Source organism: Allobosea sp. GW822-FHT05A11, assembly GCF_058800455.1.
This window is the reverse complement of the sequence record NZ_JBXAMI010000007.1, coordinates 191,034-206,784: the sequence shown is the minus strand read 5'-3', so window position 1 is coordinate 206,784 and position 15,751 is coordinate 191,034. Positions and strand designations below refer to the sequence as shown.

At 66.3% G+C, this 15,751-nt stretch carries 15 protein-coding genes; 4 read left to right on the top strand and 11 right to left on the bottom strand.

All coding sequences use genetic code 11. From position 1 onward, the window contains the following. The first annotated feature begins 103 nt into the window (after positions 1-103). Genes AC1RLU_RS22985 through AC1RLU_RS22975 form a run of 3 tightly spaced genes read left to right on the top strand, consistent with a single transcriptional unit; the run spans position 104 to position 2,473 of the window. Positions 104-979: a LysR family transcriptional regulator gene (locus tag AC1RLU_RS22985; protein WP_492798444.1), complete on the top strand. Its 876-nt coding sequence runs from the start codon at positions 104-106 to the stop codon at positions 977-979. Continuing rightward, positions 976-1,899, top strand: a complete 924-nt coding sequence (locus tag AC1RLU_RS22980) for a LysR family transcriptional regulator (protein WP_492798443.1) — start codon at positions 976-978, stop codon at positions 1,897-1,899. Before AC1RLU_RS22985 ends, AC1RLU_RS22980 begins: the two co-directional genes overlap by 4 nt. A gap of 55 nt (positions 1,900-1,954) precedes the next feature. After that, the gene (locus AC1RLU_RS22975; protein ID WP_091858634.1) at positions 1,955-2,473 is read left to right on the top strand and encodes a hypothetical protein; all 519 of its coding nucleotides are present in this window, start codon (positions 1,955-1,957) and stop codon (positions 2,471-2,473) included. A gap of 33 nt (positions 2,474-2,506) precedes the next feature. Here AC1RLU_RS22975 and minE read toward each other — a convergent pair whose 3' ends face one another. The 10 genes from minE to AC1RLU_RS22925 form a co-directional block, all read right to left on the bottom strand. Beyond that, a complete protein-coding gene (gene minE, locus AC1RLU_RS22970) occupies positions 2,507-2,773 on the bottom strand; it encodes a cell division topological specificity factor MinE (protein WP_492798441.1) in 267 nt (88 codons plus the stop codon). Then, positions 2,770-3,585, bottom strand: coding sequence for a septum site-determining protein MinD (gene minD, locus AC1RLU_RS22965; RefSeq protein WP_061968962.1), 816 nt, complete (start codon positions 3,583-3,585; stop codon positions 2,770-2,772). Before minD ends, minE begins: the two co-directional genes overlap by 4 nt. A 34-nt stretch (positions 3,586-3,619) precedes the next feature. Further along, a complete protein-coding gene (gene minC, locus AC1RLU_RS22960) occupies positions 3,620-4,354 on the bottom strand; it encodes a septum site-determining protein MinC (RefSeq protein WP_492798597.1) in 735 nt (244 codons plus the stop codon). Between the two features lie 259 nt (positions 4,355-4,613). Continuing rightward, the gene (locus AC1RLU_RS22955; RefSeq protein ID WP_492798438.1) at positions 4,614-5,615 is read right to left on the bottom strand and encodes a D-cysteine desulfhydrase family protein; all 1,002 of its coding nucleotides are present in this window, start codon (positions 5,613-5,615) and stop codon (positions 4,614-4,616) included. A gap of 112 nt (positions 5,616-5,727) precedes the next feature. Then, positions 5,728-6,609: an ABC transporter permease gene (locus AC1RLU_RS22950; RefSeq protein WP_492798436.1), complete on the bottom strand. Its 882-nt coding sequence runs from the start codon at positions 6,607-6,609 to the stop codon at positions 5,728-5,730. Between the two features lie 13 nt (positions 6,610-6,622). Continuing rightward, entirely contained in the window at positions 6,623-7,564 is a 942-nt protein-coding gene (locus AC1RLU_RS22945) for an ABC transporter permease (RefSeq protein WP_061968957.1), read from the bottom strand. 178 nt (positions 7,565-7,742) lie between these two features. Further along, a complete protein-coding gene (locus tag AC1RLU_RS22940) occupies positions 7,743-9,344 on the bottom strand; it encodes an ABC transporter substrate-binding protein (protein WP_492798434.1) in 1,602 nt (533 codons plus the stop codon). Positions 9,345-9,447: 103 nt separating this feature from the next. Continuing rightward, on the bottom strand, positions 9,448-10,917 hold the full coding sequence (locus tag AC1RLU_RS22935) for a M81 family metallopeptidase (protein ID WP_492798432.1): 1,470 nt from the start codon (positions 10,915-10,917) through the stop codon (positions 9,448-9,450). A 182-nt stretch (positions 10,918-11,099) separates the two neighbouring features. Continuing rightward, the gene (locus AC1RLU_RS22930) at positions 11,100-12,641 is read right to left on the bottom strand and encodes an ABC transporter substrate-binding protein (protein ID WP_492798430.1); all 1,542 of its coding nucleotides are present in this window, start codon (positions 12,639-12,641) and stop codon (positions 11,100-11,102) included. A gap of 49 nt (positions 12,642-12,690) precedes the next feature. Next, a complete protein-coding gene (locus AC1RLU_RS22925) occupies positions 12,691-13,839 on the bottom strand; it encodes a C45 family autoproteolytic acyltransferase/hydrolase (protein WP_492798428.1) in 1,149 nt (382 codons plus the stop codon). A gap of 93 nt (positions 13,840-13,932) precedes the next feature. Here AC1RLU_RS22925 and AC1RLU_RS22920 point away from each other — a divergent pair, with 93 nt between their 5' ends. Beyond that, on the top strand, positions 13,933-14,835 hold the full coding sequence (locus AC1RLU_RS22920) for a GntR family transcriptional regulator (protein ID WP_492798426.1): 903 nt from the start codon (positions 13,933-13,935) through the stop codon (positions 14,833-14,835). A gap of 20 nt (positions 14,836-14,855) precedes the next feature. On the opposite strand, the gene AC1RLU_RS22915 is transcribed toward AC1RLU_RS22920, so the two are convergent. Beyond that, the gene (locus AC1RLU_RS22915) at positions 14,856-15,638 is read right to left on the bottom strand and encodes an IclR family transcriptional regulator (RefSeq protein ID WP_061968946.1); all 783 of its coding nucleotides are present in this window, start codon (positions 15,636-15,638) and stop codon (positions 14,856-14,858) included. Positions 15,639-15,751: the final 113 nt, after the last annotated feature.

Genomic DNA, 15,751 nt, shown 5'->3' with positions numbered 1-15,751 from the left:
ATCTTGGCCGCTCTGCCGGCGGCAGCTTGCAACCTCCCACGGGCGTGCCTAGTCTCGCAAATGAAACATTCGGCAAGTCTATCAACCAAACGGAATAGCCTGGATGAGGCTCGGCGCGCTGCAGGTGATCGATGCTTTCGTTCGGCTTGGCGGCACCGGTGAAGCGGCCCAGGCCCTCGGTGTCAGCCAGTCCGCCGTGATCAAGGCATTGCGTCTTGCCGAAAGGGAGCTCGATCTCAGCCTCGTCGCGATCGTCCAGGGCCGGCTGACGCCGACGCCCGAGGCGCTGGAGCTGAATCGGCTCGCGCGCCCGGCTTTCGGGGCCCTGCGCCGGGCGCACCACGAAGCCGACATGATCCGCGTCGGCATGGCCGACCGCCTGCGGATCGCGACGGTGCCGGGATTGGCGCACAGCATCCTGCCGCCGGCCATCGCCGGCGCACGCCGTGACCTGGCCGATCGAGCCGCCGTCGAAGTGATGTTCGACCATGTCCGCGACCACCTCAGCGCCAATGAGGTCGATCTCGCGATTTCCTACGGCCCGATGGCGACCGAAGGATTGCGCGACATCGTGCTGCGCTGCAGCCCGCTGGTCTGCGTGCTCGACGAGGCTCATCCGCTCGCCGGCCATGACCGGTTGGCGCGCGATAATCTCGAAGGCCAGCGCCTGATCAGCTACGGGCCTGACGGCATCAGTCTGGCCGACAGCTTTCAGGACGCGCTGGGGCGAGCCGGCCTGTCCGACCGGATCGCGATCACCGTGCGCCATACGGACAGTGCCTGCCATCTGGCGCGCGAGGGCGTCGGCATCGCCGTCGTCGACGGCTTCGTCATCAGCAGCGGCCTGACGCAGGGGCTGGCGGTGCGTCCGCTCGACGACAGCCCTCTCGTCACGGCCTTTGCACATCACCGCGACGGCGCACCGCTTGACCCTGCGGCGCACGTCCTGCTCGAACATCTCGTGGGAGATGGCGCATGAAGGCATTGACGCCGTCTCATGCGACGGTGCTACGCGCCGTCGATCGTTGCGGCACCACCGTCGAGGCCGCGCGCCAGCTCCATCTGACGCAATCGGCCGTCAGCAAGATCATCGCCCGCAGTGAGGCGACCCTCGGCATCCCGGTCTTCGATCGCAGCGACGGTCGCCTCGTCCTGCGTCCTCAGGCCCGCGGCCTGATGTCGGCGTTGGGCCATGTCGAGGACGAATGGCACATCTTGCGCGAAGCCGTCGGTGATCTGCGGTCCGGGCGCGCTTTGCCGCTGCGGATCGCTTCGACGCCCAGCATCGGCCAGGGGCTCATCGCGCAGGCGATCAGGCGACTGGTGACGGAATATCCCCAGGCCCGCATCGAGCTGATCATGGGCGATGCACCGACGGAGCTGTCGAAGGGCGCGGCCGATCTCGGCGTGATGTTCTCGCCGCGCGTCACCGACGACATCGCCCTGACGCCTTTCGCCCAGGCCTCGATCATCGCCCTCGTTCGCGCGGACGATCCGCTGGCGCGTCGCGGCCGGGTCAGCTTGCCCGAGCTTCGGGAGCACCGGCTGATCTGCTTCGATCGTGAGAAATCGCCGCTGGGCTGGCTGATCGCGCGCGCTCATGAAAAGGCGGGTCTCGACTATGCTCCGTTCATGACTGTGCCCTACAGCATTTCCGCTGCGCATCTGCTGGCGCGCCAGGGCGACGTCATCCTGATCGACAGCCTGCTGACGCAGGCTCAGCGCTTCGAGGGGCTGGCCAGGCTGGATGTGACGCCGGAATTGCCGATCACCATATGCCTGATGACGGTGCGGAGCCGGCCCCTGGCCCGTCTGGCGGCGCGTTTCGTCGAGATCCTGGTCGAGGGGCACGGCAGCGGGCTGCTCCCGGAAACCGGCGCGCCAGGCAGCGAACCCTGACGATCGGCTTACGTTGCGGTTGCGCAAAAGCTGCTGCCGGTGACAGTCAGTCGGAATGCCGATTCTCAGCGACATCCCGGCCGATATCCGGCGCGCCGCCTGCGCCTTTCATGAAGCCGGCCATATTGTCGTCGGCTGGCATCACCGGCGCTACATCACGCATGCCTGGCTGCGGCCGCCTTATGGGTCCTCCGGCGAGACCTGTTTCGAGCCCTACAGCCGAGGCTTCCAGAGCGGCAATCCGATCGATCTCCAGCGCGCGGAGGTCGAGATCACGATCCTGTCCGCCGGGTATTGCGGCGAGATGATCTACTGGAACGAGGAAGGCTTGAAATGGTATCCGGGTGCGATCGCCTCCCATGAGGACGATCTCCAGCAGATGATGCCCTATATCGCGCTGCTGCAACCGCCGGATGAGGCTGGGCTGCGGGCCCGCTGCGCCAACGCGGCGACGGCCATTCTCTATCGCCCGGCGATGCTGGCGGCCCAGGCAGCGATCGCCCGGCGATTGTCCGATCGACGCCGCATCGATCGCGACGAGGTCGACGCGATCATCGGGCGCGCAAACGGCTGAGAGCCGTCGCACGCCCGAGGGAATGTCCGGCCGTCAGGCCGCCTTCTTGCCGGCGTCGAAGGGGACCTCGATATCGACGGCGAGCGTCGAGACCTGGGCGCCGCGCTCCATCCGGACGCTGACCTTGTCGTCGTCGATCTGCATGTGCTTGGAGATCGCGCGCAGGATTTCGTCGCGCAGCTTGCCGAGCAGATCGGAATCGCCGGCATTGCTGGCGCGCTCATGGGCCAGCAGGACCTGCAGCCTTTCCCGGGCGGCAGGAGCCGAGCGGGGGCGGGAGAAGAGACGAAGCAGTTTCATGCCGCCTTCCTTCCGAAGAACTTGCCGAAGAAGCCGCGCTTCTCGCCGGGGACCGAGACGGGGAGAGCCTCGCCCTTGAGCCGGCGCACGGCGTCGAAATAGGCCACGGCAGGCGCGCTGCCCTGGTCCGCCAACGTGACGGGCGAGCCGATATTGGAGGCGCGCAGCACGTCCATGCTCTCGGGGATGATGCCGAGCAGCGGGATCGACAGGATTTCGAGGACGTCGTCGACCTTCAGCATGTCGCCACGCTCGGCTCGGGCCGGGTCGTAGCGGGTCAGCAGCAGGTGCTTCTCCATGTGCTCGCCATTCTCGGCCTTGACCGTCTTGGAATCGAGCAGGCCGATGATCCGGTCTGAATCGCGCACCGAGGACACTTCCGGATTGGTCACGACGATCGCGATATCGGCATGACGCATCGCCAGCGTCGCGCCGCTCTCGATGCCGGCCGGGCTGTCGCAGATGACCCAGTCGAAATTCACCTTGAGCGCACCGATCACCGCCTCGACGCCCTTGGCCGTCAGGTTCTCCTTGTCGCGGGTCTGCGAGGCCGGCAGCAGGTAGAGCGTCTCGACCCGCTTGTCGCGGATCAGGGCCTGGGTGAGCTTGGCCTCGCCCTGGATGACGTTGACGAGGTCGTAGACCACGCGCCGCTCGGCACCCATGACCAGGTCGAGATTGCGCAGGCCGACATCGAAATCGACGACCACGACCTTGTCCCCGCCCTGGGCGAGCGCGGCGCCGAGCGCGGCCGACGATGTCGTCTTGCCGACGCCGCCCTTGCCCGATGTGACGACGATGACCTTGCCCATTGACCGCTCCTTGATGATTGTTGATGCCTTCGCCTCAGGCGAGCGCTTCGACCTTGAACGCTTCGCCGTCGAGCCAGATCTGCACGGGCTTGCCGCGGAATTCAGGGCCCATGTCCTCGGCCGTCTTGTAGTAGCCGTCGATCGCGATCAGCTCGGCCTCGAGCTTGCGGCAGAAGATGCGCGCCGCCGCATTGCCCATCGTGCCGGCCATCGCCCGCCCGCGCAGAGTGCCGTAGACATGGATCGAGCCGCCGGCGACGATTTCGGCGCCAGAGGCGACCGAGCCGATGACGGTGACGTCGCCTTCGAGGAAGACCAGCGACTGGCCAGAGCGGACCGGCTGCGTCACGATGATCGAGGGCACGGTCTTGGGCAGGTCGGGGACGACCGGCTCGGCAACGGCAACATCGGCCTTGGCAGACTCGGCCGCGGCGGCCGGAGGCTCGAAATCGGAGGTCGGGCGCCCGTCGGCCATGGCCGGCGGCAGATCGGAGCCGAGCAGGGCAGGCGAGGCGCCCTCGATGCCCATGATCCTGACCTGGCGTGAGCCGAGCTGGCTGACGAAGGTCCGCAGCTGCGCCCGGTCGATCTCGAGCCCGGTGATGTCGAGCACCACGGGGCGCCGCAGGAAGAACCCGGCGGAGCGCGAGGCGAGATCGTCGAGCCGCGCCAGCCAGTCCTCGAAGGGCAGCTCCGGGGTCAGCGTCAGCGCAAGATAGGACCGCCCCTTGAGGCGGATGGGCCGGGGTTGAGTTAACACGTCGGTTATCTTGGTAAATTTTCGGTTGCTTCGGTGTATCGAGAAAATGGTTAACAGAGTGTAAACTGCGCCTCCGAAGAGGCTCTCTCGACACGCTCCGAGGGACGCTGTCCACACCTCGTTGGGAGCCCGGAATGAGGGGACCGCAAGCCGTCATGCTCGGGCTTGACCCGAGCATCTCTGGAAGGACAAGTGCCTCTTCTTACTGGAGATTATCGGGTCTACGCTACGCTTCGCCCGAGAATGACGGTCTGTCGCGCCGTCGTCTCTATCCCTGGAAAACTTCCGGATAGGCGTAGAGCCCCGGCGCGCCGCCGGTATGCCAGAAAACGACCGTCTCGTCGGGGCCGATGGTACCGCCCCTGACCAGCGCGATCAGTCCGGCCATCGCCTTGCCGGTATAGACGGGGTCGAGCAGGATGCCTTCCGTCCGCGCGACCAGCTCGACCGCTTCGATCATCGCCGGCGTCGGCTGGCCGTAGCCGGGGCCGACCTGCGAATCATCGATCTCAAGAGCGACCTGCTGGCCCCGCTGCCGGCCTTCCAGCGCGTAGATGTCGTTCACGAGCCCGGACACGATGGCACCCGCCTGCTCGGACGAGCGCGAGACGCTGACGCCCTGCACGCGGCAGGAAAGCCCGGCATCCTCGACGCCGGCGAGGATGCCGGCATGGGTGCCGCCGCTCCCCGTCGGCACGACGATATGGTCGATGCCGATACCGTCGGCCTTCGCCTGCCTGGCCAGCTCCAGAAGGGCGTCGCGATAGGCGAGGCTGCCCAGTGCATTGGAGCCGCCGACCGGGATGAAATAGGGGCGTTTACCCTGCGCGGTCAGGCCGGACACCGCCTCGTTCGCGATGGCAGTCGCATCCCCGCCGGCTGGAAGCAGACGGATCTCGGCTCCAAAAATCTGGTCGAGCAGCCAGTTGCCGTTGGTCCGGTAGGATTCGCTGCGATTCGCCACCGAATCGGTCAGCAGCAGCACGCAGGCCAGACCGTTACGGGCGGCTGCCGCGGCGGTCTGGCGGGCATGGTTGGATTGGATCGCGCCCATCGTGACGAGCGTATCGGCGCCCTGCTTCAGGGCCTCCGCGACGAGGTATTCGAGCTTGCGCACCTTGTTGCCGCCGCCGGCGAAGCCGGTGCAGTCGTCGCGCTTCATCCAGATTGACGGGCCTCTGCCGTCGCGGCTGAGCGCCTGCGACAGGCGAGGCAGTTGCTCGAACGGCGTCGGCAGAAGCGCCAGTTTGATCGTGTCGCGTCGGTTCATCCCGGCAGGCTCCCAGCTTCTTATCGCCATCGATGGCGAGGGCAGCATAGCGCGGTGCCGGAGATTCGCCGGGCGTGCGAATGCATGCCCGGCGTGCAGTCTGGGCTTAAGCCTACAGCCGCCGCGATAGCCGCGGATCGAGACGGTCCCGCAAGCCGTCGCCGAGCAGGTTCACCGCCAGCACGACAAGCGCGAGCGCGATTGCCGGGCAGAAGATCGTCCAGGGCGCGCGGGCGAGATAGAGCCGGCTCGATGCGATCATGTTGCCCCAGCTCGGCACCTCCGGCGGCACGCCTGCGCCGAGGAACGACAGCGAGGCTTCGACGAGGATCGCCGAGGCGCAGATATAGGTCGCCTGCACGATCAAGGGCGCGATCGTGCTCGGCATGATGTGCCGGAACAGGATGCGTGGTGTCTTCGCGCCGCAGGCGCGCGCAGCCTCGACGAAGGGCAGTTCCTTGACGCTGAGCACGATCGAACGGACGAGCCGGACGACGCGCGGCAGTTCCGGGATCGAGATCGCCGCGATAACGATGCCGATGCTGCCCTGGTTCAGGGAGACCATGGCGATCGCCAGCAGGATCGCGGGAATCGCCATCAAGCCGTCCATCAGGCGCATGACGATGGCGTCGAAGCGGCGGTAATAGCCGGCGAAGAGCCCGATCGTCAGGCCGATCAGGATCGAGATCGTCGCGACGCTCAGGCCCACGATCAGCGAGACACGGGCGCCGTAGACGGTGCGTGCGAAGACATCCTGGCCAAGCTGGTCGGTTCCGAAGCGCAATTCGGGGGAGGGCGGTTGCAGACGCCGCGTTGGGAGCTTCAGCATCGGATCGCCGGCTATCAGCGGCGCGATGATCGCGACGGTGACGAAGAAGATCAGGATGGCGGCGCCGATCAGCATCGTCGGGTTGCGGCGCGCGAACCGGCCGAAGCGAATCAGACGGTTGCCCGGGGCGGGCGCAGGGACGGTCGAGGTATCGATTGCGGTCATCGGTCTCGCCTCCTCAATGCCGGATGCGGGGATCGATGAGGGAATAGGAGAGGTCGACCGCGAGGTTGATCAGCACATAGACGCCTGAAAAGACGAGGATCACGCCCTGGATGATCGGATAGTCGCGCTTCGAGATCGCATCGACGACGAGGCGGCCGATGCCGGGGATGTTGAACACGGTCTCGGTGATCACGACGCCACCGATCAGCAGGGCGACGCCAATGCCGATCACGGTGATGATCGGCACGCCGGCGTTCTTCAGCGCGTGCTTCATCAGCATGGTTCGCGCCGGAACACCCTTGGCATTGGCGGTGCGGATATAGTCCTCTTCCAGCACCTCCTGCACCGAGGCGCGGGTCATGCGCGCGATCAGCGCGACATAGGCGAGGCCGAGCGTGATCGTCGGCAGCACGAGATGCAGGAACCACGGGCCGATGCCGTCCATGATCGGCCGATAGCCCTGCACCGGCAACCAGCGCAATTCGATCGCGAAGACATAGATCAGGCAGTAGCCGACCACGAAGGTCGGCATCGAGAAGCCGAGCACGGAAAAGCCCATCAGCAGGCGGTCGACCGGCCGGCCTGCCTTCCAGGCGGCGAGCACGCCGAGCGTGACCGCGATCGAGACCGCGAAGATCATCGTCAGCACCGCGACCGACAAGGTCGGCTCCAGGCGCTGCAGGATCAGGGCCGAGACCGGGGTGCTCGTGAAGATCGAGACGCCGAGATCGCCCTGCACGACGCGCAGCGCCCAGCGTCCGAACTGGACGAGCAGCGGATCGTCGAGACCGAGTCGCTGGCGGATCGTGGCGATCTGCTGCGGCGTGGCGTAGTCGCCGGCGATGATGGCGGCGGGGTCGCCCGCCGAGAGATGCAGCAGCAGGAAGACGAAGATGCCGACCAGCGTCATCACAAGAAGGGTCGATGCCAGGCGTTGTACGAGATAACTCAGCATTGCGTCGGTCGTCCTCCGTCGGCTTGCTTGTCTGGTGCGGGACGATCGGCAGGCCCCGCTCGGGCACGGTATCGCGTGCTCGCCCTCGCGCCGCCGGCACGATCAGCTGAAGACGGCTGGGCAAGCGGAGCCCGCCGAGGGGCGGACTCCGTGGATGGGTTCGCGACGAGAGCTGAAATCAGCCCTTCTTGACGTTCCAGAACGGGATCAGCTCGGGCATCCCGATCAGGCCCGTGAGATTGCGCAGGGCGGCCGGCTGGAACCACTGGCCGAAATACGCATGCGGCACGAAATCCCAGGCGTTCTGCTGGATGTCGCGAGCGATCTGCTTGCGCTCGGCATCCGACTGGGCGCTGGCCCATTTGTCGCGCAACTGCTCGTGCTTCTCGTCGCTCGGCCAGCCGAACCAGCCCTTCTCGCCATTGGCCGCGTGGCCGCTGAGCGAGACGGGATTGCCGAAGGCGTTGACCGAGCCGGAGGTGAAGAACACGTTCCAGCCGCCCTGGTCCGGCGCGGCCTTGACGGCGCGGCGGGTGACGACGGCGCCCCAGTCGGAGGCCTGCAGCGAGACGTTGAAGCCGGCCTGGCGCATCCATTGCGCGACCAGGTTGGCGGCGTTGTTCATATAGGCGATGTTGGTTGCTTGCAGCACCACGACCGGGCGGCCGTCATAGCCGGATTCCTTGACGAGCTGCTTGGCCTTCTCGATGTCCGGCGCCGTCTTGAACCAGTCGATATTGGCGTCGTTCTCCATCGGCGTGCCCATGCCGAACAGTGAGGAGCAGCCGCGGAAGTATTTCTCGTCGCCGAAGGTCGCCTTCATCACCTCGGTCGGGTGGATCAGGTGCAGCATGGCCTGGCGGGCCTTGACGTTGTTGAACGGCGGATGGAGCCAGTTGACGCGGCACCAGCCGAGCTGGCCCTGCTTGTTCAGTACTTCCAGCTTGATGTCCTTCTCGCCGGCGAGCGAGTCGAGCAGGTCGACATTGGGGTATTCGATCATGTCGATCTCGCCGGCCCGGATCGCGGCGATCGCGGTCGCCTCGTCGGCGATGTTCTCGAACACCACGCGGTCGACATTCACGACCTTGCCGCCCGAGGTGAAGACCGCAGGCTCCGAGCGCGGCACGTAGTTCGGGTTCTTGTCGTAGACGTAGCGCTGACCCTGGACGACCGCGCCCTCGTTGAACAGGAACGGGCCGGAGCCGAGGATGGTGCTGATCTGCTGGTTCGGATCGGTCCCGGCCTCCTTCTCGCGCATGATGTAGCAGACATTGGTCGCGGCCTTGGCGAGCCATTCCACCACGAGCCCGTAGGGCTCCTTCATCACGATCTGGAAGGTCTTGTCGTCCTTCACCGGCGTATCGGCGAGGCGCGCCATCATGTGCTGGCCGCCACCGTCGCGTGCGCCCCAGCGCCGGATCGAGGCGACGCAATCCTTGGCGGTGACCGGCGTGCCATCGGTGAAGCGCAGGCCGTCGCGGAGTTCGAACGTATAGGTCTTGCGGTCGTCCGAGAGCGACCATTTCGAGACCATCTGCGGCTGCGGTTCGAACTTGTCGTTCACGCCGAACAGCGTGTCATAGACCATGCCTGCGTGGTACGAGGTCATGTTCGCGGTGGTCCAGATCGGATCGAAGACGCGAAGATCACCATGCAGGACGGTGCGGATGGTGCGGGCCGCGGTTGGTGTGGTCTGGGCGCGGATCGTGGCCGGCGCGGCGACGAGCGCGCCGGTTGCCAATCCGCCCTGAACGAAACGTCGGCGTGTCGTGGTCATGTCGTTCTCCTCCTCGTTGCAACAGAGGGCCGCGGGCATTCACCTCGTCTGGCCCTCATCGGGTCATGCTTCGTCTCTCCTGTTCCTTTCGGGTCGCGAGGCGTCAGACGACGAGCCGGCCCGGCGGGAGCGGATCATGCGGCCAGAGCGGTCGGTTGATCTTGCGATAGGGATATTTGCGCACGTCGAGATGCGAAGGGCCGCCGCCATCGGTGTAGATCACCTCGCTGGCAATCGGGCCGTAGGCCGCATGGAAATGGTTGGTCGACTTGACGCTGACGATGCGCTTCTGCGTCGGGTCGATGCCGACGCTGGTGAAGATTTCCAGCCCCAGCGCCTGCGTCCGGTGCGAGAGCAGCGCGACGTCGATGCCGTCGATGCGGATGCCGACCGCATCGCCGATCGGCACCTTGGCGGTGCCGAAGCTCTGCGTGCCCCCGCGGATGGCGCCCAATACCGTCACCTCGCCATCGACCGGCGTGCCCGAGGTTGCGGCCGCCTTGCCGCCGAAGCGCAGCGGAATGGTCGCGCCGACGCCGGCCGTCAGGCAGAACGCGACCGCGACCGGGTCCCAGACCGGGCCGACTGCGGCGTCAGAGATGCCGCGCTCGCGCAGGCGGTGGATGATGTTGGTGTTGTCGGAGGCCGCGCCGCCGCCGGCATTGTCGGTGGAGTCCGCGATGACGCGCGGGCCGTTCGCTGCGCCGCCGAGTGCGCGGTCGAGCGCCTCGTCGAGCGGGGTCACCGGCGGGGCGAACTGCCCCTTGAGCGAGCGGAATTCCTCGCCGAGCTTGGCCGCCAGCGCATCGCCCTTCGCCTTGTCGTTGTCGGTGATGACGAGGACGCGGGTGCCGATCTCCGGCACGTCGCCCTGCTGGAAGCCATGCGCCAGCGAGACCGAGAGGATGCCGTCCTTGCCCTCGAGCGCGCTCATCCTGTCGACGAAGGAGCGGCCGGGCTCGCGCGTCGTCGGCACCAGCTCGATCATCCGGCAATCATAGAGCGACATCACCGGTTTGATCTGCCCGCGGATCGTGCCGAGGATGATGTCGACCAGCTCCTCCGCCCGCTCGACGAAATCGATATGCGGATATTCCTTGTAGAGGATGACCGCATCGGCGAGGCGCACGCGCTTCTCGGTCAGGTGGCAATGCGGATCGAGCTCGACGCCGATCGGCACGGACGGCCCGACGATGGCGCGGACATGCTCGATGATATCGCCCTCGCAGTCATCGTAGCCATGCGCGACCATGGCGCCGTGCAGGCCGAGCAGCACGCCGTCGACCGGCAGCGCCGCCTTGAGCTGGACGAGGATCTCGTCCCGCATCTCCTCGTAATCGGCCTTGGCGCAGGTACCCGACGGCTCGGCCCAGAAGCAGGACCCTTCGATCAGCTCGAAGCCGTCGCGCTTGGCCCGCTGCCGCGCGACATAGAGCGGGGCGGTGGTGTGGGTCGCCCGGTCGGGATGCTGGCCCGCCGGGAAATAGGCGGAAGCCTCGAAATTGGCCCGGGATGTCGGGATCGGAGAGAACGTATTGGTCTCGGTTGCGAGCGACGCAGCAAACAGACGCATAAGCTACCTTTCCGACAATGTGGCCGTCATGTTCGGTTGGCCGCGAAGGCCATGTCAAGCTGCAGCGCGAGCAGAGGGATTGCAGATGCAGCATTGATGCAGCGCACCTCATTATTGCTAATGAGGTGCATTCGCATTCGATGCTCGCGGCTTCGACGCCGGGCTGGTCGACGGGCGGCGGCTCACTGTGCCAGCGTCACTTCCCACATCCGCAGCTTGGACTGCCAGGGCTGGAAGCCGGAGATGGCCTTGCTCATCGCGACGGCATCGAGGCCGTTATAGAGGAAGATCAGCGGCACCTCGTCGATGACGCGGCGGTGCAGTTCGTCGAAGATCTTCTGCCGCTGGGCCTTGTCCGAGATCAGCATCGACTTGTCGATCAGCGCCTGGGCGTCCGGATTGTCCCAGACCTTGCGCGGCTGCTTGTCCTTCGGTCCGGAGAACTGTTCGAAGGCGATCGCCGGGTCGAACCGGGCCGAGAACGAGAAGGATTGCATCTGGTAGTTGCCCTTGTTGAACCGGTCGAGCTGCGTCGCCCAGTCCAGGACCTCGATCTCGGCATTGATCCCGACCGCCTGCAGCATCTGCTGCCAGACCACCGCCGCCGGGAAGCTCGGGACCGTCGGGCGCTTGTTGGCGAGGATGGTGATCTTCTCGCCCTTGTAGCCGGCCTCCTGCAGCAACTGCTTGGCCCGGGCCGGGTCGTATTTATGACCCTGCTTCTCGACCTCGCCGAAATAGCCGGAGGTCGAGTAGATCGGCGAGTTGTTCGGCGTGCCCAGGTTGTTGGAGGCGGCTGCGACCAGCTCGGGATAGTCCAGCGCCGCCGCGATCGCCTGGCGCAGCTTCTTGTTGCCCATCACGGCGTCTTTGGTCTGGATCAGGAAGATGTGGCGGACCGCATTGGGCGCGACCGCGACCTTGAGGCTCGGCACCTTCTTGAGTTCCTCGACATCGCTCGGCAGCGTCTCGCTCATCTGCAGCGCGCCGGAGATGAGGCCGGCCTTCACGGTCGCCGCATCCTTGACGACGAGGAACTTGACCTCCTTGAGCAGCGGGCGCTTCGAGCCGACATAGCCGTCGATCTTGCCTTGCCCCGGCGACTGGTAGCCGTCGAAGGCGGTCATGGTGAAATACTCGCCGCGCTTCCACTCGCCGAACTTGTAGGGGCCGGTGCCGATCGGCTTGTCCCAGCTTCCGTCGGCCTTGACCGAATCCTTGTGCAAGATCGCGGTCATCGCGCAGTCGGTCCGGGCCATCGTGTCGAGGAACAGCGCGTTCGGCTTGTCGATGGTCATGACGAAGGTCCTGGCATCGGGCGCTGAGACGGATTCGACCTTGAGACCACTGCGCCCGTCGAATTCCGAGGTGCAGCGCCACTGGGTCTTCGGATCCATGTAACGGTTCCAGCTCCACAGCACGTCGGCCGAGGTCAGCGTCGCGCCATTGTGGAATTTCACGCCCTCGCGCAGCGTGAAGGTATAGGTCTTGCCGTCGGCCGAGAGATCGACCTTCTGCGCCAGCAGAGGCGTGGCATTGCCGCCCTCGTTGTAGCCGACGAGCCCCTCGACGAGCTGCAGCGCGAAATCGTCGGTGCTGTCGTCGCGGTTCACGCCGGGATTGTTGCTGCGGATGTCGGCGGCCACCGCGACGGTGATCGATTGCGCTGCGGCCGGGCTCGCGCAGGCGGCGAGCAGGATGGCAAGGGCGAGTGGGCGTCTCATGGCATCGGCTCCCTCAAGGTGTCGCGACAAGCGGCGCGATCGATTTCGGTCAGGCGGCCTGCTCGGTGGCAAAGGGCTCGCCGGTCAGGCCGTAGCAGGTGAAGTGCCGGTTGAGCGCTGGCAGCGGCGCCACCTCCATCACACCCTTGGCGGGCTCCAGCAGGATCATCGCCACGCTGGCGGTGATATCGCCGCGCTGGCCGGGGCGCGGCGGGCGGCAGACCGAGAAGGGCGAGAGGAAATCGTCGAATAGCGCGGCCTTCAGGTCCTCGCGGCCGAGCGGCCGGCGCGGCTCGTTCAGGAGGTTGCGGACGCGCCAGTCGCGATAGGGGCTGTCGGGCGCGCTGGCGATGCCGGTCTCGCGCAGCTTCGCCAGCGCCGTCGGGCTGGCCCAGTGATTGGCATGCACGATCAGCCCGTCCTCGGGCAGGATCGGGAAGGCCTCGTCCGGCGCGCATTCCAGATCGATGCCGAAGCCCTTGTCCTGGCTGAGCATCATATTGGTCGAGCAGGCCTTCGGCGTGGTCGCGACCACCTTGATCGCCAGCGCCAGATGCTCCTGCTCCAGCGCCTTGCGGCGGACCAGCGCCAGCGGCACGCCTTCCTGGCAATAGTCGCGGTCGCTGCGCAGGTAATTGCCGGTGACGCAGATGCCGGCCTCGTTCATGCCGTGCCGGCCCAGCCCGCCGGCCTCGACGAAGGTCAGCAGGTCCGGCCCGTTCTTTCGCTGCACCCTGAGCACGATCGCGGTCTTCGCGCATTCCGGCTGCCAGTCCCAGTTCTGGCCTTGGATGATGCCGCCGGTGGCGCTGCGCTCGGGCAGGATGATCGCACCGGTGCAGCCGTCATTATCGGCCTCGTCTTCCTCTTCCTCCTCGTCGGCACGGTTGGCGAGAAGCCTTGCCTTGGCGACGATCTCGGTGCGGGCGTTGATCATGATGATCGCATCGAGCGGTACGCCGGAGCCGTCGGCGATGCCGCGCATCTCCTCCAGATAGGCCTCGTCGAAAGCTGCGATTCCCTGCCTTGCCTCGTCGATCAGCTTGCGGCGCAGCGTCGTGCTGGAGCCGAGCCCGTCCAGTTGGCCGGCATAGAACCGGGCGCTGCCGACGATACGATCGGGCACCGCCGCGCCATAGCTGCGGCCGCGCTCATAGGGCGAGCCTGACACGGAGACGAAGGGAAACGGTTCGATCATGAGACACTATCGTGTTTTTTGATTGACCAAGATGCACAGTGGCTCATCATTTCGCGGATTGTCAAATCGCTCCGGAAGAGGCGAAACCAGGGAATGGCCAACAGCCTGCACGGCGAGATCATCGGCGACATCCTGCGATTGGCCCGCGACGAGGGCTGGCCGGCGGGCGCGCCTGTCGGCGTGAAGCCTCTGGCGGCGCGGTTCGGCGTCTCGCGTACGCCGGTGCGGAGTGCGCTCCTGACGCTGGTCGAGATGGGGCTGCTGGCGCGCGAGCAGAGCCAGGGCTTTAGCCTGCTGCGGCCGGTCGACGACGTGGCGATCGCCGCGCATATGCCGGCACCGGCCGGCGGCGGCGAACTCTACCAGAGGATCCTGACCGGGCGGGCGCGGGGCGAGCTCCCGACCGAGGTCACCGAGAACGCGATGCTGGCGCATTTCGGCGCAGCCAAGGGCGATCTGCGCAAGGCCCTGATGCGGCTGTCCTCGGAAGGGCTGGTCCAGCGCCAGCGCGGCCATGGCTGGCGCTTCACCGAGAGCCTCGATACGCCGGAGGCCATTCTCGAATCCTATGCCTTCCGCATCGCCATCGAGACGGCGGCGCTGAGCCAGCCCGGCTACCGCGTCGATGCTGCCGAGCTCGCCCGACTCCGCATGGCGCATGAGGCGCTGATGCGCCGCCCCGTGGGCGAGGTCACGCCGCAGCTCTGGTTCGAGGTCAACTCGACCTTCCATGAGACCCTGGCCTCATGGTCGCGCAATCGCTTCTTCTTGCAGGCTGTGAGGCGCCAGAACGCGCTGCGGCGCATGCATCAGTTCGCCGATTTCTGGGAGCTGGAGCCGGAACAGATCCTGCAATCCTGCCGGGACCACCTCGCCATTCTCGCCGCGCTCGACAAGGGCGACCGGCCCGGCGCTGTACAGCTTCTCGTCGCGCATCTCGCCGGAGCGGCCCAGGATTGGGAAGGGCCATCGTCGGAAGGTTCAGGGCGCCCCTGACGCTTCAGCTGGCGCCTCCGCTAAAGCGACAGCTGCGAGCCGGCCTCGGCACAACTCGCCTTGAGCGCTTTCAGGATCGCCTCCTCGTCGGTCGCGATGCCGTGGCGCTGCAGGCAGGGCACCAGGATCGCCGCCTCGGCATGGCCGCCGGGGCCGATGACCGGGCAGGCGATGTCGGTCACCGCCATGATGTCGCGGCTGGCGGCGACGCGGTGCCCGAGGGCGCGGATATCCGCGAATATACGCTCGGTCTCGGCAGCTTCGAGGCGCCGCTTGTCGGCCTCCGATGCTTCCCGCATCAACGCGTCGCGGCGGCTTTTGCTCTGGAAGGCGAGGATCAGCAGCCCGGAATTCGCATCGAGCGCCGGGCGGCCATAGCCTGGCCTGACGATGACGCTGGCATCGAGATGTCCCGAGGTGGTCGCCAGCACCACGGTCTGGGCCCGGCTCAGCACGACGAGATGCGCGACCTGCCCGCTCGCCTCGCTGAAGCGCTCCATCACCGGCAGCACGATCGAGGTGAGTTGGCGCCCGGCCGGTGTGCGGATGCCCAGATCGAACAGCCGGCGCGACAGTTCGAGCCGGTCGGTTCCCGCCTCGCGGGCGAGATAGCCGCGCTGCTGCAGCACGAAGACCATGCGGAAGATCTCGCTCTTCGAGCGGGCGAGGCGCTCGGCGATCTCGCGCGTCGAGAGCGGTTCCCCGACCTCGGCGAGGAGTTCGAGGATGTCGAGCCCCTTTTCCAGCGCCGGCGCCGCGTAGCTGCTTTTGTCTCCGTTCTCGGTATCCGGCAGGTCGCTCATGTCTCTCTGTTTCATATATGAAGCTTGACATCAAATAAGAAACGAACTTAGCCTCGCCGTCAAAGGGGAGGCGGATGGTACGATCGTCGGATCATATCGCAGGTTCTGGGGGC